The organism is Arthrobacter glacialis (genome assembly GCF_002909415.1).
GTDB lineage: Bacteria > Actinomycetota > Actinomycetes > Actinomycetales > Micrococcaceae > Specibacter > Specibacter glacialis.
In genome coordinates this window covers 41,552-59,718 of sequence record NZ_PPXB01000009.1, presented here as the reverse complement: position 1 = coordinate 59,718, position 18,167 = coordinate 41,552, and the positions used below count along the sequence as shown (strand labels likewise).

The following is an 18,167-nucleotide window of genomic DNA, read 5'->3' as shown; positions in this document are numbered from 1 at the left end:
CTCAGGCATCCTCTTCTCCGGCACAGGCCCCTGCTGCGGCACAGTCGTTGATGTCCAGTCTAGGATCATGCCAACCGCAACTAGCCAAGGAGTGCTGTGCCGACCACATCAACGTCCGTCGTCCGGCCGCTATGGTGGGGGTTTGTCCCCTACATCGTAGTGTCGATAGTCCACGTCGCCGCGCGCTTCGCCGCTCATGATGCGCTGGCAGATCCCACCAAATTGTTACTCATGCCTGCTCTAATGCTTGCAGTATTCTGGGGCTGGCACCGGCTCGGCGCCCCGCACGCTCGTGGCTTGTTGTTGGCAGGTTTACTGTTCTCCTGGCTGGGCGACGGCGCTGGCACCTTCTTTCCCCTCGCCCCCACCCTGCCACTGATGCTCCTCTTCTTTGGGGTGGCGCACCTGTGCTACATGCGGGCGTTTTGGCAACACTTAGCCGTCAAGAAACTGTCGTGTTGGGCATTCTCCTTCGCCGCATGGTGGCTGGTGCTGGTGATAGTTATCGGACCCAGAGCGGGAGGGTTGATCATCGCAGTGGCGATGTACGGCGTCGTACTGGGCGGAACAGCTGCCCTCTCGACTCGCTGCCACCCCCTGGTCATGTGCGGTGGCCTGTTCTTCCTCGCCTCGGACACCATCTTGTCCTTCCGCATCTTTGCCCTTGAACTCATGCCGGACTGGACCAGCGGCATGGTCATGCTCACGTACACGGTGGGCCAAGGCCTCATAGTGGCCGGGGCGCTGCTCACCGTGCGCCGCCGTGCCGCGCTCGCGCAAGGGCTCAGAACTTAACTCGATCAAGCTCCCGCAGCAGCCTGGGACGGTTGCGGTTCCGCTCTCGCAGCGAGGCAACGAGCCCGGCAGTGGCTTCCGGGCGACCGGCAACCGCAGCGATGGCGCGGTGTTTGCGCAGCCGCGCCACTGCCATTTTGTAGTTGCGCACCTCAGCCACGATGAGGCCGGCCTCGACGATGCTTTCCAGCACGGGCAGGACGGCGACAGGGTCATGCACCTGATAGGCGGCGATGAGCCGATCCCACAGCTCTGTTCTGGCCAGGTCCAGCCGATGCGCCTCCGTCCACGCCAGCGGCACATTGTGAAGTGTCTCCAACGGGAACTCAATGTAGTCGTCAGGGCGAGCGGCCAAGGCAACCAAGACATCCGCTTCCTGTGGCGGCCATGCCCCTGAAGCGACAGCGTGGAGCCGGTTTGCAGTGCCCAAGCGTGGCCACCGCACAAAGAGCGTGCGGCGAGCATCTAGCTCTTCCTCTCCCCGGTGTTCGTGCAACAGCTGACACCAGTACTCCCCTGCAGCCTCGGCCTGGTGGCTTTCCTCCAAGAGCACTCGCGTAGTCGACCACGTCAGGCCGGAAGAAATCTTGTCCGTCGCCGAACTGGAACTTGATCAGCCACCCGATCAACTTTGCCGTGGTTGGCGGTGCTTCCCTGCACAGTTTGGCGTGGAGTTTCAGCAGGTGGCAGAAGACGTCGCTGATGCGCTCGTTCGAGTCATCGGCAGGCAAGGGGACACCGCCCCTCGCGGTGAGGGCTTTTAGTGCCACCGGCACCACCGCCGCCGCACCCTCATGCTCCCGGGCCTGTTCCAGCACCCCAACACCTTCCCAAGCTTGGGCGCAATAGCGATCGACAGCATCCCAGCGGAATAGGTTGGCCCGGCTGCGAAACATTGGCAGCACCTGCTGCGCTAAATTTTTCTCGTGCACCCTTTCATTCGCCCCTGCCGGACTCCCGTCCAGCGACCCGCAGCACGGCGGACCGCCCCGGTTGCGCTGCCTCGCTAGGATGGGCACAGCCATATTTGTGGCATCCCGCGGCGGCAGCTCGGACAGCAATCATTCGCTGGCAGGCCAAAACAAGCAAGGAGCAGGACGATGAGCGAACCCCGGCACAGCGTTGGCGCGGCCATCATCCCCCACCTCATCCGCTGGAGAGGCTCCAAAAGAGAGTACTCATCTCCCACGGCATCGCTGCGCAAAGCTGATGAACACCTCATTCGACCTCAGTCCTACGCGCCACCAAAAGCGCTGGATCGATCGGTGAAGTTGACAGTGCGCCAAGTCAGCGGCTGGCCGATCTATACCGTTGCCCCCAAGCCCGGACCGATTCACCGCCGAGCGCTCTACGTTCACGGTGGAGCATGGGTCAAGGAGATCTCGCCGTTTCATTGGCGGCTGATCGCAGAACTCGCCTCGAGCACAGGAACCGAATTCACCGTGCCCATCTATCCCCTGGTTCCTAGCGGCACCGCAGGCACAGTAGTGCCCATCATTGCCGACCTGGCCGAAGCCCTCATTGAGGACGTGGGCGCCTCACAGGTGGTACTCCTCGGCGACTCCGCTGGCGGCGCCCTCATCCTCTCTGCCGCGATGCTGCTGCGCGACCGTCAGCGACCCGCCCCGCGCGACATCGTACTCATTGCCCCGGTGGTCGATTTGACGTTCACCGACCCGTTGATCTACGAAATCGAACCGAGCGATCCGTGGCTGAACGTCCCTGGGCCTGCGGCGATTGCGCAGAGGTGGCGAGGAGATCTCTCGATCCAGGATCCTCTAGTCAGCCCCGTCAATGCACCCTTGTCGGGACTGGGCCGAATCACACTGTTCAGTGGCACCCGGGACATCACCCACGCCGACGCTCTCACCATGGCCCGCAAAGCCGAAGCCGAACATCACCCGTTTGATTTGCACCAGCATGCTGACATGATCCATGTTTACCCACTACTACCCATCCGCGAAGGGGCACACGCGCGCAAGCTCATCAAAAACGTTCTGGTCAACACGCCGAAGTAGCCGGTCCTCGCCAGTAGAAACGCTGAGCGACGCCGATATGGTCATTCGCTGTGTTTATATCAGCAGCGAATGACCATTTCGACAGCGGAAGGCCCAAACTCCGGCAGCTGCGCACGGCGGCCCTCCACATTCCACGGTCACGCTCACGCTGGGTACAGATCCAGAACTGTACATTCTGTACAGTCGGCAAGATTGGCGCCGACTCGATACTTTAAGCATGAACTCACGCACCCCGCTCAAACCGTCCACCCTAAATATCCGAAAAACCAACTTGACTGCTGCAGCCTCGGCGCGCACTCCGGTGTCCCTTCCCGCGTTCCGAAAGATCATCTGGCTGATGCCCGCAGCCTATCTCCTGCACATTGTTGAAGAGTATGCCGGCAATTTCCCGGCGTGGGTATCCGAGGACGTGCACGGCAAGTTCAACTACTTCGGCTTCGATACGAACAACATCATGTTCATGATCGTGCTTCTGACACTGGTGACCTTGAATTTTAGAAAGGCATCAACAAGGACGGCGATCGCACTCACGGTGTTCGCCAGCGCCAACCTCTTTTGGGACGCCCTTTTTCATCTCTTCATGACCCCGCTTCTCGACCGCTATTCCCCGGGCTTGGTCACGGCGGTGCTGCTGTACGTCCCGATCTCGCTCCTGGTGGGGATCGTCGTCATCAAAAACCGAATTCTCCGGCCACGCACTTTCGCGATTGCTGTGGGCGGCGGCGCCGTCCTATTCGGCTTCGTTGTCTGGTACGGCCTGTTCCACTTCGCCGTCTAACCGCCACCAAGGACTTCTCTGATGCCACTCGAAAACGCCCCATCTTCCCCTCGCCGACGCTCGTTCACCATGCCGAAAATGCGCCCCTGGCTCCTCAAAGTCATCACCGTCACAGCGATCCTCGCCGTCATCGGTGCAATAATCGGACTCGATGTCCTGCGACGCCACAACGGGGAGGGCACAGATCAGCTCAGCAATCCGGCTTTCTATTCGATGCCAAGTCCCCTTCCAGTGGGTGCACCCGGGGAAATTATCCGATCCGAGCAGATCGCCGGGGCCCCGTCGCAAACTTCAGCCTGGCGGGTCATCTATCACTCGCGGGACCTTGCTGGCCGTGACATCCCGGTCTCCGGAATGGTGATAGTGCCCAGCAGCCCGGCTCCAGCGGGCGGGCGAACCGTCGTAGCATGGGCGCACCCGACCACCGGTGCCGCGCAGAACTGTGCGCCTTCCTTGGCGATGGATCCGTTCCAGCTCATCGAAGGGATGCACCTGTTACTTGACGCGGGATTCGCCATCGCCGCGACTGACTACCCCGGTTTGGGTGTCGCGGGCGAATCTTCCTACCTACTTGGCGTCCCTGAATCGAACAGCGTGCTTGACTCCGTGCGGGCGGCACGTCAGATAGACGAGGTCCACGCGAGCACGAATGTGCTGCTCTGGGGTCACTCGCAAGGCGGCCAGGCTGCTCTCTTCGCCGCTCAGCGAGCCGCGGAATACTCACCAGAACTTCACCTCAAAGGCGTCGCTGTGGCTGCGCCGGCAGCCGACCTACGTGCGCTGATGACGGCAAACCTGAACAACATCTCTGGCGTCACGATTACCTCTTACGCGGTGACCTCCTATGAGGCGGCCTATGCGCAGCCAGAGTCGTCCTCCCAGATCGATGACATCCTCACCTCCAAAGGCGCGGCCGCAACTCCCGCCATGGCTGCGCTCTGCCTGATCACCCAGACGGAACAGATCCATGCGATCGCCACTCCCCTCATCGGCAGCTACGTCACCAGCGATCCATCGACGACGGCGCCATGGCAGGAGCTGCTCGCGGAAAACAGCGCCGGAGGATCGCCGATCAACGTACCGATCTTCGTCGGGCAGGGCTTAGCCGACAAACTCGTTGCCCCAGCCTCAACGAGGGAGTTCGTCGCTGGACTGTGCGCTTCGGAGGAGGACGTGAGCTTCCACGAGTACCCCGGTGTGGACCACACGTTCGCCGCCTACGCGTCGCTGCCCACCCTAGCCGACTGGCTTATCAGGGTCGAGGCAGGGCAATCTCCTGCCAACTGTTAGTCCGATCGTGCGGTAACTCAGCCCCCTGACCAAACACTGGTTGTTTTGCCCAGTCAGCGTCGCACCGTCCCTCTCCACAATGGATATATGAGAACAACATCAGCTCCCACAGACCAGCCCACCTCCCGTGCTAAGCGCTCGCTCGCCGGCGGCATCCTGCCTCTCATCGGCACGATCCTCTTCGTGATCGTCACGATCCTCCAGTTCGCCGGCGGCGCCGGCGAACACTGGGGACCACAACTGGTCACCAACGCCGTGACCTACATGATCGGCTGGGCCGGCGTTGGCGCTGGCATCTCGCACCTCTTCTTCAGCAACAAGGTCACCAAGACGATCGGCTTTGAAAAGAGCCCCTACCAACTCGAACTCGGATTCGCCGACCTATCGATGGGCATTGTCGCCCTGATGGCTGCCAGTTACTCCACCGAGTTCGCCCTATCCGTGATCCTGGTCAGCTCCTTCTACCGCTTTGGCTGCGGCATCGGCCACATCCGCTCGATGATCAAGGACCACAACTTCGCTGTCAACAACACCCTGATCCTGTTCACCAACTTCCTCGTGCCCGCATTCCTGATCTTCGCGTACTACAACTGGGCATGATCCACTACACCCCATCAGGGGTCCGCCTCACCGAGCACATCCGCCGGCCAGGAAGTATCAACTGGCTATTCCTCCCCGGCGGCCCCGGCATCGGCTCGGAAAGCCTAACTGGCCTCGTCGACCTGCTCGAGGTGCCCGGCACCAGCTGGTTTGTCGATCTCCCCGGTGATGGTTCAAACGTCGAAGGGCCCGGAATCTTGGATGATCCCTTCCGCCACTGGCCCAACGTACTCACCGAAGCCGCAGGAACGGTCGCCAACCCGGTGTTCGTCGGTCATTCAACGGGCGGGATGTACCTGCTCGCAACCGCCGAGCTCGAACAACTACTGGTGGGACTAGTGCTCATCAGCTCCGCACCGGACGCATCATGGCTCCCAGCCTTCGCCACCATGACCGAGCAGAATCCACTACCCCAAGTCGAGCTCGCAACGGCCCGCTACGAATCCGAGCCCACCAACGAGAACCTAGCCGCCGTCGCGGTTGCCTCAACACCCTGGAACTTTGGCACCACCACGCTCGAGACTGGCGCCGAGTTTCTCGCAACCATGCCCTACAACGGCGCCGCCGTCGCCTGGTCCGAGGAAAACTTTGATCACGACTACGAATACGCATGGTGGCCAACGCTCATCCCCACCCTCATCGTGAGCGGCAGCGAGGACCGAATCGTCACCCAAGAGCTCTGGCATGACGAACGTTTCACGGGCGATAACATCCACCATGCCCGAATTGAGCGAGGCGCCCATTTCCCCTGGTTCGAGAACCCAACAGCAGTGAAAGAGACCTTCGAGAAGTATTCCGAATCCCTGAAGCGAGCCATGTTAGAGTCGCCTTACTGAGGTTAGATCCGAGCAACGGGTGGGGTTCACATGATGCTCGTCGAACGGGCACACGCCCATGTCATCGACAACGCGATCGAGAGCGCGCGCACCGGGCATCCAACAGTTCTCGTGATCGAGGGCGTAGCGGGAACAGGCAAATCTACCCTCATGACTCACATCTGCGGCCGTGCACGGGGGTACCTGTCACGTACGGCTGAGGGTGATGATGGAGAGCATGGCTCGCCGTTTCAAACTCTCGAGAGCTGGGGCGTCACTGTCGCACGAGGGAGCAATGGCGCGAGTCCGACGTCGTTCGTCGTAGCGCAGCAGCTTCGCGAGCTGGTCGACGATCTGGGCACCAGCGGGCCGGTACTGCTTCAGCTGGACGACCTGCAGTGGGCCGACCCCGAGTCGGTGCAAGCCTTGACGTGGCTCCTTGAACGCGTCGCCGGTGACCGGCTGCTCGTCGTCGTGGGCACCCGGCCTCTGGCCCCGCGCGACCATGACGCTTGGCAGCGGTTCATCGCCTCGTCAAACACTGTGCACACGTTGGCGTTGAACGGGCTCAGCAACGACCTTGCCACAGAGCTCATTCAGGGCGTTCATCCCGGAGTTTCCAACGACGTCGCGCATTACCTCTGGGAGCACACTGGAGGTAACCCGCTCTACCTGACATCCCTGCTCCGAGGGCATGATCTCCCCGAGTTAAGCCGCATGCGCGTGCTGCCTGCGCCCGCTGAGTTCGCCAGAACCCTCAGTGCCAGGGTCGAGCGCTTGAGCGATGCCGCTGTCCGACTGCTGCGGGCCGCTGCCGTCCTGGGTCAGAGCTGGATGGCACTGCCTGAGGTGGCGCTTGTTGCTCACGTTGCTACGCCGACGGATGCAGCGGCCGAACTGGCGGCACACGAACTGCTCCTGCAACGCGCTACCAACCCGGGCCTGTCGGTCAGGCTTCCCCACGCGCTGATACGTGCGGCGGTGTACCAATACATTCCGCTACCCGAACGACGGCAACTGCATCTGTGGGCTGCCGAGGTGGTTGATGACGAGTCAGCCGCTCTCGAACACCGCCTCGCGGCAGCAGAACAGTTCGACGACGTATTGGCGGACGAGCTTGAGCGCTTCGCACGTGCACGGCATGCCCATCGCGAGCATCGCGTTGCCGCCCAGCACTACCGATGGTCAAGCCGGGTCACCTCGAACAGTCTTTTGCGCAACCGCCGCTGGCTCGATGGTTTGTTTGAGAGCGTGCTCGCCGGTGACATCGCTCTGGCGCAGGATGAACTGGCCGAGAATCCACACTCTCGAGACCATGTGCGGCGCGCTCTGGTGACCGGCGCAATCGAAGTGTTCGCCAGCAATTGGCGCAGTGCCCTGCAGAACTTTGCACCGGTAGCGAACGAGGAAACAGATTCACTCACCCGTTACCGCCTTGAGGTTCTCACGGGGTGGTCTCAACTCGGATCCGGGGGTGAGACCCAGGACGTGGTGCGCGCCCTGAGCATCGCCACCAGCCAGGGCCAGCAAGACGGCTCACTCGAAGGATTTGTCTCCTTCACCCTCGGCATGATCGGGGGCCGTACCGGCAGCACCACGGCGTTGGCAGAAACGTTTGCGTCCCTTCCGAAGATCGCCTCAGCGACGCCGATCGAACTCACCTATCTTCTTGCCTGGCGTGGGATGATATTCCTTCGTCGCGGCTTCCACGAAGAGGCGATCGCCGACCTGACCGAGGTCGACCGACGCATTCAAGATGGCTTCCCTGACATCAGCGACGGTCGGTTTATGGCCAGTTTAGCGGCGGCGCTTCTCAGCTCTGGTCAGGTCCCTCTTGCCGACGCGAAAATGCGCGTTGCCCTTGACTCAGCCCGCAACACCAACAATCCGCTCCTTCAAACCCTCGCCGCATGGGTTCCTATTGCACTGGGCGATATGGAACGCGCCAACGAACACTTACTCAACGCCACAGAGTGGCTGCGCCGGATGCCATGGCCTGAGGCGTTCGAGACTCTCCTCGTGGCGCAAGTGATGCAGCTCCACCTGAGTGAGGATCACGGTGCACGGGCTCGTCTACTCGGGGATCATCGCCGCATGTTCGGCCCCCGCACTCTCGATCCGGAGGGGTCGATGAATCCGTTCTGGATTCTCCACGCAGCCATGGCGTGTGTGTGGTCCAACGAATTGGAGAGTGCCGCCGGGCTGCTGGCACAAATCCAGCACGATGCGCTCACACCGGAGTGGATCCACGCCGGTGAGCGGTGGGTGAACGGACTCATCGCCGAGGCCAGGGGCAATGACTCGCACGCTCTGGCCCTGTTTGACGAAGCCGACACGAACTGGCCAGACCCCGGGCACCTTTATCTCGCACATATGCACTTTGACCGGGTGCGGGTCGCGGAGCGTCTGGGCGAACAGCACGCAGCCACAACGTCCCGAGCCATCGCCAGGGACATCTACGAGAAGGCGGGAGCCCTGGGTTATCTCGCACGACTGGGCGAATCTGAAGAGGCATCCACTGCCCAAGCATCTCTGACGATGCTCTCTGACCGCGAGCGTGACGTCGTCGCCCTGCTAGCCACGGGCCACAGTTACGTGCAGATCGCACGCGACCTCTACATCAGCCGCAGTACTGTCGGTTTCCACCTGTCCAACATTTACGCCAAGACGGGAACCTCGAATCGACACGAGCTGATCGACTTGGTGCGGACCTAAAGCACCGGCAGAAACGCTGAGCGACATCGATATGGTCATTCGCTGTCGATATATCAGCAGCGAATGACCATATCGACAGCGGAACGCCAAAAAACCCGCTGTTTCTCAGTTATAAACTAAGGAACAGCGGGTTTGTTTCGGTCGGGCTGACAGGATTTGAACCTGCGACCCCCTGACCCCCAGTCAGGTGCGCTACCAAGCTGCGCTACAGCCCGAAAGGTTCAACGCTTGGAAAGTATCTCCCGTGGCTGAACCACCTGAAATAGTTTACTCCATATAAATGGTGGCCATGACCATTTCAGATGTGAGCCGCATTACTTCTTGCGGCTGCGCTTTTCACGCACGCGCATGTTGACCTCGATGGGGGTTCCCTCGAAGCCAAAGGTCTCGCGGAGACGGCGGGTGATGAAGCGGCGGTACCCGGGATCCAGGAAGCCGGTGGTGAACAAAACGAACTTCGGCGGGCGGCTGGAAGCCTGTGTGCCGAACAGGATGCGCGGCTGCTTGCCACCACGGACCGGGTGGGGGTGCTCGGACACCAATTCGCCCAGGAACGCATTCAAGCGGCCCGTGGGGATGCGGCGGTCCCAGTTTTCCAGGGCCAAGTCCAAGGCTGGTACCAGCTTGTCCTTGTGCCAGCCGGTCTTGGCCGAAATGTTCACCCGCGGTGCCCACTCGACGTGTGCCAGGTCCTGCTCAATTTCGCGTTCCAGGTACTTGCGGCGTTCGTCATCCAGCAAGTCCCACTTGTTGAAGGCGAGCACCAAGGCACGGCCGGATTCGATGGCGAGCTGCAGAATGCGCACATCCTGCTCGCTGAGCACCTCATCCACGGCCAACAGAACAACGGCAACTTCAGCCTTCTCCAAGGCACCCTGGGTGCGCAAGGAGGCGTAGAAGTCGGCGCCCTGTGCCATGTGCTGGCGACGGCGGATGCCCGCGGTGTCCACGAAGCGCCAGGTGCGGTCGCCCAATTCAATGAGCTCATCCACCGGGTCGCGAGTGGTGCCGGCAACATTGTCAACAACAACGCGTTCGGTGCCAGCCAGCTTGTTCAGCAGCGAGGACTTGCCTACGTTCGGACGGCCAATCAACGCCACGCGGCGCGGTCCGCCTGTGCGCTCAATACCGTCGACGGCGGAGAACTCGGGCAAGACGTCCATGACACGGTCCAGCATGTCGGCAACACCGCGGCCGTGAACAGCTGAGACGGGGTGCGGCTCGCCCAAACCGAGGCCCCACAGTGAGGCGGCGTCGGCTTCCTGCACCAGGTCGTCCACCTTGTTGCCTACCAGGATGACGGGCTTCTTGGACTTGCGCAGCATCTGCACAATGGCCTCGTCTGAGGCGGTGATGCCCACCACGGAGTCAACCACCAGCAGGACGGCGTCGGCCATCTCCACAGCAATTTCAGCCTGCTCAGCCACGCGCTGGTCAATGCCGCGAGCCTTGCTTTCCCAACCACCAGTGTCAACCAGGGTGAAGTTGCGCCCGTTCCACGTGGCCGGGTACTGGACACGGTCACGGGTGACGCCGGGAGTGTCCTCCACGACAGCTTCGCGGCGGCCCAGGATACGGTTCACCAGGGTGGACTTGCCCACGTTGGGCCGGCCAACAATGGCCAGTACGGGGTCCTGGCGGAGGGCATCTTCGGAGGTGCCGTCGTCGAACTCGCCGGAGAGCAGCTTGGCGTCTTCCTCGTCGAGTTCGTAGTTGGCTAGGCCTGCGAGCAGGCCGGCAGCGCGTGCTTCGGCGTCCTCGTCGGTGATTTCCGCAAGCCGCTCAGCAATGTGGTCAGCTCCCGTGGGCTCGTAGTCCCGGTGACTAAACTCACCCTCATCGGGGCGCGTGGCAGACTGTGAGTCGCTCATGGTTACTGTCCTTCTTGCTTAAGAGGTGTGTCTTCATCCGCAGGTAAATCCTGGCCTGTGTCCGCTATGGCGGCAGCAATATGGGCTGCCAGCCGCAGACGGATCGCATCGGTTGCTCTGTCCATTGAAACACGCCCGGAAACTCCAGGCTCACGTTCAATGGTCATCGCTTCTCCGAAGACCACATGCAGATGCCGGCGAGGTGCCGGAATTTTGTCTCGATGTTCGTCGCCAACCCGGGTTCCCAGGATGGCAACAGGGACGACGACGGCACTTGAGTTCAGTGCCAGCCACGCCACCCCGCTGTTCATGCTTGCGGCATCCCCGGTCCCCCTGGTGCCTTCGGGCAGAATGCCCACGCAGTCATTGCGGTCAAGGACAGCCTTGGCATGTTGCAATGCCGCCCTGTCCCCTGCCCTGTTGACGGGAATCTGGCCGGAGGCATGCAATACCCCGCCCAAAAATCCCTTGAACATGTCGTGGCGGACCATGACATGCATGTATCGATTTGCCGCACCCACCATGACGGGGCCGTCAAGGTAGCTCAGGTGGTTGGCTGCAAAAACTATTGGGCCGGCAGTGGGAATGTTCTCCCGGCCGTGCACAGTGGTTTTGTACACCACATGATCCAACACCCGGCCCAGCGGCCGGCTCCACCGGGTCTTCCAACGCGGCGGCGCCGCACTCAAGGTCCGCAGTGGTTTAGCCGCAGAGCTCATGCAGCGGGGCCTTCGTTCACAGCCGATCGCACCACATTGATAACCGCCGTGACAGTTTCCTCGAAGTCAAGATCCGAGGAATCAACCGTGTACACACCATCCGCCGCACGCTGGAAATCAACCACGGTGGAATCCTTGGCGTCGCGCACCAAAACCTGCTGGACCAGCTGCTCGGCACTCTGGGTGCCACCCAACTGAAGTCCCCGGCGTCGCATCCTGGCTTCCTCACTGGCTGTCAGGATCAAACGGGCTTGGGCTTGCGGGGCCACAACGGTGGTAATGTCCCGGCCTTCCACCACAATGCGATGGCCGCACTGGGCAATGACGGCCTGCTGGCGGCGCACCAATTCCTTGCGGGCACCCAAGTTGGTGGCCACGGCGCTGACGTTTTTGGAAATTTCCGGATCACGGATGGGCTCGGTGACGGTGATGCCATTGACCTTGACGAACTCGCCCTCGGGTGTGAGGTTTTGTTCCAGGCTGATGGTGCGGGCGGCAGCCTCTACGGCGGCGGCATCGTGCAAGTCGATGCGGCCGTTGAGGCAATGCCACGTCAGTGCCCGGTACATGGCACCGGTGTCCAAAAATGCCAAACCAAGCCGCTTCGCGACAGCTTTACTGACACTTGATTTGCCGGACCCCGAGGGGCCGTCAATGGCTATCACCAGGGGCTTGCCCTGGCGCAACTGCACACTAGCTGTCACTGAATGACCTTCCAACCGCGTTCCGTCAAATCCTGTACCAAATTCACACGTTTGGACGGCAGCACTGAAAGCTCCACCATCCCCACCTGCAGCCCGGCAGAGTGGTCCAGGCGAAGATCTTCCACGTTGACACCAATCTCACCGATCTCGGTCAACAATTTTGCAATCTGACCGGGCTTGTCATCCACCAGGACCGTCAGCCACGAGTACTGCTGGGGCGGGCCGCCGTGCTTGCCGGGAATCCTGCTCTGGCCCGCGTTGCCTTCAGCCATGAGCTGCGCCAAATCCAGGCGCGCTCCAGGGGCTGTGGGGGCGCTGAGCGTGCTAATCAGCCGGTCCAAATCGAGCCGGACACCCTGCATGATCTCCAGCAATTTAGGGGCGTTGGCCCCCAAGATCTGCACCCACAGGGAGGGGTCGCTGGCGGCGATGCGGGTGACATCGCGCAAACCATTGCCTGCCAGCGACAGCGCATGGGCCGGCGTTTCCGCCAGCCTGCTGGCCACCAGGGAGGACATGATCTGCGGCAAATGCGAAACCAGCGCCACAGCTTCATCATGTTCCTCGGGAGAGAAACGGAACACCACCGCGTCAAGGTCGATAGCCAATGAATGGGCCACCTTGACCGCGTGGGCACTGCTCACTTCCGAGGGGCACAGCACCCACGGCATCGAGTTGAACAGTTCCCCGCGCGCAGCCACGGGCCCTGAGCGCTCCCGCCCGGCCATAGGGTGGGTGCCCACATAGCGCGACAAGAGGCCCAAGTCCTCGCCCACCAGGGTGCGGAGTTCAGCCAGCACGGCAAATTTGACGCTTGCAATGTCCACCACGACGGCGGACGGGTACCTTCGCAGGGCTGCGGCCACCACTGTGGCACTCACGTCCGGCGGAGCAGCCACAACCACCAGCTCAGGGTTCAGTGGCTCCGCGAGCTCAAGGGCGCGCCCGGCACCAATGTCCACTGCCACTGCTTGCGCTGACGGCGAGGGGTCGCTGAGCACCACATCGACGCCGCGGGCACGCAGCCCCAGGCCAATGCTGGCTCCCAGCAGTCCACTGCCAAGAACCAGCACGGGCCCCAATAAGTGCGAAGGATTCATGGGTTTGGTTACATTCCCACGTCTGCGAGCAGGTAACCCACCTCGTGGCGACCCAAAACGCGGACGCTGCCCTGGCGCTGGTCGCCCAGGGCGATGGGGCCGAACTTGACGCGCACCAGGCGCTCCACGGGGTAACCCACGGCGTCAAACATGCGTCGCACAATGCGGTTTTTGCCGGAGTGCAAAACAACCTCGGCCAACACGTGGCCGGGGGTGGAGTCCACCAGCCGGAAGGAATCCACACGCTGCCAGCCGTCTTCGAGCTCCACGCCGTCCTTGAGCTGGGCGCCAACACCCTGTGCCATCGGTCCCTTCACCTGGACCAGGTAGGTCTTGGGGATGCCGTACTTGGGGTGGCTCAAACGGTTGGCAAGTTCGCCGTCGTTCGTCAGGAGCAACAGGCCCTCAGTGGCCGTATCCAAACGGCCCACGTGGAAGAGGCGCTCGGCGGTCTGGCGCTTCTTGAGGAAGTCGCTGATGCACGGGCGGCCTTCGGGGTCATCCATGGTGGAGACAACGCCCTTGGGCTTGTTGAACACCATGTACACCATCTGGTCATTGGTCTGGATGGTCATGCCGTCAACGGTGATGTCAACGGTTGACGGATCCACGCGCAGGCCCAGCTGGTTTACAGTGACGCCGTCAACCTGGACACGGCCCTCAAGGATCATGTCCTCGCACAGGCGGCGCGAGGCCACACCTGCCATGGCCATGACCTTTTGCAGGCGCACACCCTCGGCATTGTGAATGTCAATGTCGTCCGTGGTGGTCAGCGGGCGGCGGTTCTGCTCGGTGGGCCGATTCTTGCTCGAGGTGACGGTGCGGCCGTACTGCTCATTCTTGAACGGGCGTGCGCCGGTCTGGCTTGGCTTGCGTGCACCGGGCTTGCCGGTGGCTGACTTGGGCCCGCCCAGCTTTGAGCCGCCGGAGCGGAAGCCTCCCTCGCTGGCCGCCTTGGCCGCATTGGCCGCCCGGTCGGTGTTGTAGCCGGCGGCGCGCAGGGCGCCGGGCTTGAAGCCGCCATCGCTGGAGCCGCCGGACCTGTTGTTGCCGCCGGAACGGTAGCCGCCTTCGCTGGAGCCGCCGGAACGGTAGCCGCCATCGCTGGAGCCACCCTTGTAACCGCCCTCACTGGAGCCGCCCTTGTAGCCGCCGGACTTGAAGCCACCGGATTTGGGTGCGCCGGACTTAAAACCGCCCGACTTGGGGGCGCCAGATTTGAAGCCACCTGATTTGGGGGCGCCTGAGCGCGGATTACCTCCACGCGGCTGGTTCTGCCCGGAAGAGTTTCCGGAGCGGTGCGACGGTGTCGGTGTCATGGGAATATCCTTAAAGTACTAAATGTTGTGGTCAAGCTAAAAGTGTGAATCATCGATTTCATGAAGGTTTTCCAGACCGGGCAGGTGCTGTGCAATTTGCGGCAACTGATCCACGCTACCCATCCCCAGCCGTTCTAAAAAGTACGCCGTGGTGCGGTACAGGAATGCCCCGGACACCTCATCGGTGCCCACTTCCTCAATCAGTCCGCGCTGCGCCAGCGTCCTCACCACGGAGTCCACGTTTACGCCTCGAATGGCGGAAACACGGGCCCGCGAAACTGGTTGGCGGTAAGCAATCACCGCCAAAGTCTCCAAGGCCGCCTGCGTGAGCCGGGCTGTCTGGCCGTCCACAACAAACTGTGACACGATATCGGCGTAAGCAGCTCGTGAATAAACACGCCAACCTCCGGCAAGTTGCCGAAGTTCAAAGCCGCGAACCGGTACGGTGTCACCCTTCCTAGTATAGCCGTCGTACTCCCGTGCCAGTTCGTGTAATTGCTCACGTATTGCCGCAGCGGGCAAACCGACCACGGCAGCCAATGCCTCCTCGGTAACCGGCTCATCCACCACCATGAGCACGGCCTCCAGTGCAGCCCTGACGCCGTGCGCTGTTTCGAGCAGATCCGCAGCCTCTTCGGGCTGCGCCATGGATGCGTCAACGGTGCTTGAATTCTCGCTCATGATGCCACCTCCTTGCGTTCGTGTTCAGTTGCTTCAGCGGGGTCACCGTGGGGCGACTCCTCATCAAAGTCGCTGTCGGTGGCAAGACTGTGCTGGGCTCCCGCGCTCCACCGCACCAGCAGCTCACCCAGCGGATTGGCCTGTTCAAAGGTGACCACCTGGTCCCTGAACAGTTCCAGCAGGGCCAGGAACCGGGCAATGACCACCATGGAGGAGGATGCGTCGGCGCTCAAGGCGGCAAAGGAAAGCTGGGCTCCGAGCCAGGTGGCTGCGCCGGGATCGCCTTCTTGGGGCCTGCCGGCGGTGAGCATGAGCGTCACGATGGCCGCTTGGTCGCGCACACTGACGTGCTGCACGTGCAGGTGTGCCAGGCCCACTTCGGTGATGGGTGCTTGTTTGGGTTCCATGGCCTTGGCGGCCAGTTGCGCGAACTGTTCGGGGGTGTGCCGCCACACCAGTTCCGGCAGCAGGGCGGCAAAGTGCGGTTCCAACCCGGCTTGGCGGGGGAAGCGCTGTGCCTCACGGTCAAGTTCGGCGCCCAGCAGGGCGGCAACTTCCTTGAACGCCTTGTACTGCAAAAGCCGTGCGAACAAGAGGTCACGGGCCTCCAAAAGGGCCAGGTCCTCGTCGTTCTCCACCTCACCGGCGGGCAGCAGCCGGGCAGCCTTCAAATCCAAAAGGGTCGCAGCCAGGACAAGGAATTCGCTGGCCTCATCCAACGCCCACTCCTGCCCCAATGACTGGAGTGCCTTCAGGTAGCTGATGAACTCATCCGTGACGGTGGCGATGGCCACGTCGGTGATGTCCAGTTCGTGTTTGGAAATCAGGCCAAGGAGCAAGTCAAAGGGACCGGTGAAGTTATCCAGCCGGACTTCAAAACGCTTGGGGCTGCTCCCCTGCGTACGTGCCGCGATCCCCGCGGCCTGTGATGGTGAAAGCAAGTTAGGGCGAGCCGCCCCGGGCGATCAGTTCCTTGGCCAGCCGGCGGTAGGAGTCGGCGCCCTGATGGTTGGCGGCGTAGGAGGTGATGGGCTCTGCAGCAACGGAGGCGTCGGCAAACTTGATGGTGCGCTTGATGACCGTTTCAAACACCTTGTCGCCAAACGCTTCCACCAGGCGGGCCAGCACTTCACGCCCATGCAGGGTCCGCGCGTCGTACATGGTGGCCAGGACGCCATCAACCTGCAGGCCGGGGTTCAAGCGGTCCTGCACCTTGTCAATGGTTTCCACCAGCAAAGCCACGGCGCGCAGGGCGAAGAATTCACAGATCAGCGGAATGATCACGCCGTGCGCGGCAGTCAGCGCATTGACCGTCAGCAGGCCAAGGGAGGGCTGGCAGTCGATCAGGACAACGTCGTAGTCGTCCTCAACTTTGCGCAGGGCACTGGCCAGGACCTGTTCGCGGGCAACCTCGTTGACCAGCTGAACCTCGGCGGCGGAGAGGTCAATGTTGGCGGGGAGAATGTCAATGTTCTCAACGTCCGTGTGGATGATGGCGTCACGAATGTCCACCTTCCGGTCCATCAAGACGTTGTACACGGTGATGTCGAGCTCGTGGGGGTTGGTGCCCAGGCCGGCAGACAGCGCGCCCTGCGGGTCAAAGTCCACCAGGAGGACCTTGCGGCCTGCTTCTGCGAGGGCGGCACCAAGGTTGATGGTCGACGTCGTTTTTCCCACGCCGCCTTTTTGGTTGACCATGGCAATAATGCGTGCCGGGCCATGGGAGGTAAGAACCGGGGGCTCGGGGAATTCCGTCAAGGGTCGTCCGGTTGGGCCCAGAACGTCCTCGCCCACGAGTGCCGTTGCACCCTGCTCGTTGCTCACCTGTCAGTCCACACTTTCGCTGCTTTGCCCTTACATCACTTCCAGTGACTAGGTTACCGGGTTGGGCGGGCATGTTTGGAACATTTAGCCCGGTTGGGTTTTGAGCCTTGACCCTCAAGTTGAAGCTGAATGTTGGTGGTGGGGGTGCCAGCCTATACTTCGAAGTGATGAGCAAAGTATCCGATTCCTCCCCCGGCGGTCCCCGCCTCCCCTCCTCTGCCGCCAGCCCTTCCACCCCCGCCCAGCGCAAGGATGTGGTGCGGGCAGAGAAGCTGCAGGCCGGCTACAGCGGCAATCCTGTCTGTGGTGTGGTCAGCTTCAGTGTCCACTCGCACCAGTCCCTTGCCTTGGTTGGCCCCAATGGCGCGGGCAAATCGACTGTTGTCAAGACCGTGGTGGGCCAGCTGGAGCCCCTCTCCGGCACAACCCTTATCAACGGCGCCGAGGTGGATGACAGAACCTTGGACTTCCGCCGTGAAGTGGCCGTGGTGTTTGATGACGATGCCTTCTTCCCCGCCCTCACGGTGGAGGAGCATCTTGCCATTGTTTCCGCCGGGCACGGGGTGGAGGATGTCGAGGACGTCATCGCCGCCGAGTTGGAGTTCTTTGGCCTCTCGGAGCAGGCTAAGTCGCGGCCGTACAACCTCTCCTCTGGGCAGCGCCGGCGCATGCTGCTGGCATCGGCCTTTGTGCGGCCCCGCTCCCTGCTGGTTCTGGACGAGCCCGAGCAGCGCCTGGACACGGCCATGCGGCACAAGCTGGCCACCAGGCTGCGGGCCGAGGTGGATGCCGGCCTGGCTTTGCTGGTGGTCACCCACGATCCGGACTTCCTCACCACGGTGGCCACCAAAGCCCTGTTTGTTGCCGACACCATTCATGTCATGACGCCCCAGCGTGCGGCTGCGGCCATCGCCTCCGAGAACCCGTACGCGGAGTAG

At 62.0% G+C, this 18,167-nt stretch carries 17 protein-coding genes and 1 tRNA gene; 8 read left to right on the top strand and 10 right to left on the bottom strand.

Going from position 1 to position 18,167, the window contains the following annotated elements; translation table 11 throughout:
• Window positions 1-96: 96 nt before the first annotated feature.
• Window positions 97-795 carry a lysoplasmalogenase family protein gene (locus tag CVS28_RS12080; protein ID WP_103481666.1) on the top strand — a complete coding sequence of 233 codons (699 nt, stop codon included), beginning with the start codon at window positions 97-99 and terminating at the stop codon, window positions 793-795.
• Here CVS28_RS12080 and CVS28_RS12075 read toward each other — a convergent pair.
• On the bottom strand, window positions 785-1,348 hold the full coding sequence (locus CVS28_RS12075; protein WP_133159120.1) for a hypothetical protein: 564 nt from the start codon (window positions 1,346-1,348) through the stop codon (window positions 785-787). The two genes, CVS28_RS12080 and CVS28_RS12075, sit on opposite strands and share 11 nt — an antisense overlap.
• A 547-nt stretch (window positions 1,349-1,895) precedes the next feature.
• Here CVS28_RS12075 and CVS28_RS12070 point away from each other — a divergent pair.
• From CVS28_RS12070 to CVS28_RS12045, 6 genes are all read left to right on the top strand, one after another.
• Window positions 1,896-2,813 carry an alpha/beta hydrolase fold domain-containing protein gene (locus tag CVS28_RS12070; protein WP_103481664.1) on the top strand — a complete coding sequence of 306 codons (918 nt, stop codon included), beginning with the start codon at window positions 1,896-1,898 and terminating at the stop codon, window positions 2,811-2,813.
• A 217-nt stretch (window positions 2,814-3,030) separates the two neighbouring features.
• A complete protein-coding gene (locus CVS28_RS12065) occupies window positions 3,031-3,591 on the top strand; it encodes an HXXEE domain-containing protein (RefSeq protein ID WP_103466278.1) in 561 nt (186 codons plus the stop codon).
• A gap of 21 nt (window positions 3,592-3,612) precedes the next feature.
• Window positions 3,613-4,881: an alpha/beta fold hydrolase gene (locus tag CVS28_RS12060; RefSeq protein WP_243399864.1), complete on the top strand. Its 1,269-nt coding sequence runs from the start codon at window positions 3,613-3,615 to the stop codon at window positions 4,879-4,881.
• 87 nt (window positions 4,882-4,968) lie between these two features.
• On the top strand, window positions 4,969-5,481 hold the full coding sequence (locus CVS28_RS12055) for a DUF6790 family protein (RefSeq protein ID WP_103481663.1): 513 nt from the start codon (window positions 4,969-4,971) through the stop codon (window positions 5,479-5,481).
• A complete protein-coding gene (locus tag CVS28_RS12050; RefSeq protein ID WP_207797201.1) occupies window positions 5,478-6,317 on the top strand; it encodes an alpha/beta fold hydrolase in 840 nt (279 codons plus the stop codon). The genes CVS28_RS12055 and CVS28_RS12050 overlap by 4 nt, the downstream gene beginning before the upstream one ends.
• Before the next feature lie 30 nt (window positions 6,318-6,347).
• The gene (locus CVS28_RS12045; RefSeq protein ID WP_103481661.1) at window positions 6,348-9,011 is read left to right on the top strand and encodes a LuxR family transcriptional regulator; all 2,664 of its coding nucleotides are present in this window, start codon (window positions 6,348-6,350) and stop codon (window positions 9,009-9,011) included.
• Between the two features lie 141 nt (window positions 9,012-9,152).
• Here the strand turns inward: CVS28_RS12045 and CVS28_RS12040 are convergent.
• The 9 genes from CVS28_RS12040 to CVS28_RS12000 form a co-directional block, all read right to left on the bottom strand.
• A tRNA-Pro gene (locus CVS28_RS12040) sits at window positions 9,153-9,226 on the bottom strand.
• 99 nt (window positions 9,227-9,325) lie between these two features.
• Entirely contained in the window at window positions 9,326-10,882 is a 1,557-nt protein-coding gene (gene der, locus CVS28_RS12035; RefSeq protein WP_103466282.1) for a ribosome biogenesis GTPase Der, read from the bottom strand.
• Between the two features lie 2 nt (window positions 10,883-10,884).
• Entirely contained in the window at window positions 10,885-11,601 is a 717-nt protein-coding gene (locus CVS28_RS12030; RefSeq protein WP_103481660.1) for a lysophospholipid acyltransferase family protein, read from the bottom strand.
• The gene (gene cmk, locus CVS28_RS12025; protein ID WP_243399863.1) at window positions 11,598-12,305 is read right to left on the bottom strand and encodes a (d)CMP kinase; all 708 of its coding nucleotides are present in this window, start codon (window positions 12,303-12,305) and stop codon (window positions 11,598-11,600) included. Before cmk ends, CVS28_RS12030 begins: the two co-directional genes overlap by 4 nt.
• Complete coding sequence (locus CVS28_RS12020; RefSeq protein WP_103466285.1) at window positions 12,302-13,405, bottom strand: prephenate dehydrogenase; 1,104 nt, start codon at window positions 13,403-13,405, stop codon at window positions 12,302-12,304. Before CVS28_RS12020 ends, cmk begins: the two co-directional genes overlap by 4 nt.
• Window positions 13,406-13,413: 8 nt before the next feature.
• On the bottom strand, window positions 13,414-14,724 hold the full coding sequence (locus CVS28_RS12015) for a pseudouridine synthase (protein ID WP_103481658.1): 1,311 nt from the start codon (window positions 14,722-14,724) through the stop codon (window positions 13,414-13,416).
• 36 nt (window positions 14,725-14,760) lie between these two features.
• The gene (gene scpB, locus CVS28_RS12010) at window positions 14,761-15,405 is read right to left on the bottom strand and encodes an SMC-Scp complex subunit ScpB (RefSeq protein ID WP_103466287.1); all 645 of its coding nucleotides are present in this window, start codon (window positions 15,403-15,405) and stop codon (window positions 14,761-14,763) included.
• The gene (locus CVS28_RS12005) at window positions 15,402-16,346 is read right to left on the bottom strand and encodes a segregation and condensation protein A (RefSeq protein WP_103481657.1); all 945 of its coding nucleotides are present in this window, start codon (window positions 16,344-16,346) and stop codon (window positions 15,402-15,404) included. The genes scpB and CVS28_RS12005 overlap by 4 nt, the downstream gene beginning before the upstream one ends.
• Window position 16,347: 1 nt before the next feature.
• Window positions 16,348-17,229, bottom strand: coding sequence for a ParA family protein (locus tag CVS28_RS12000; RefSeq protein WP_103466289.1), 882 nt, complete (start codon window positions 17,227-17,229; stop codon window positions 16,348-16,350).
• 167 nt (window positions 17,230-17,396) lie between these two features.
• Here CVS28_RS12000 and CVS28_RS11995 point away from each other — a divergent pair, with 167 nt between their 5' ends.
• Window positions 17,397-18,167, top strand: coding sequence for an ABC transporter ATP-binding protein (locus tag CVS28_RS11995; RefSeq protein ID WP_103466332.1), 771 nt, complete (start codon window positions 17,397-17,399; stop codon window positions 18,165-18,167).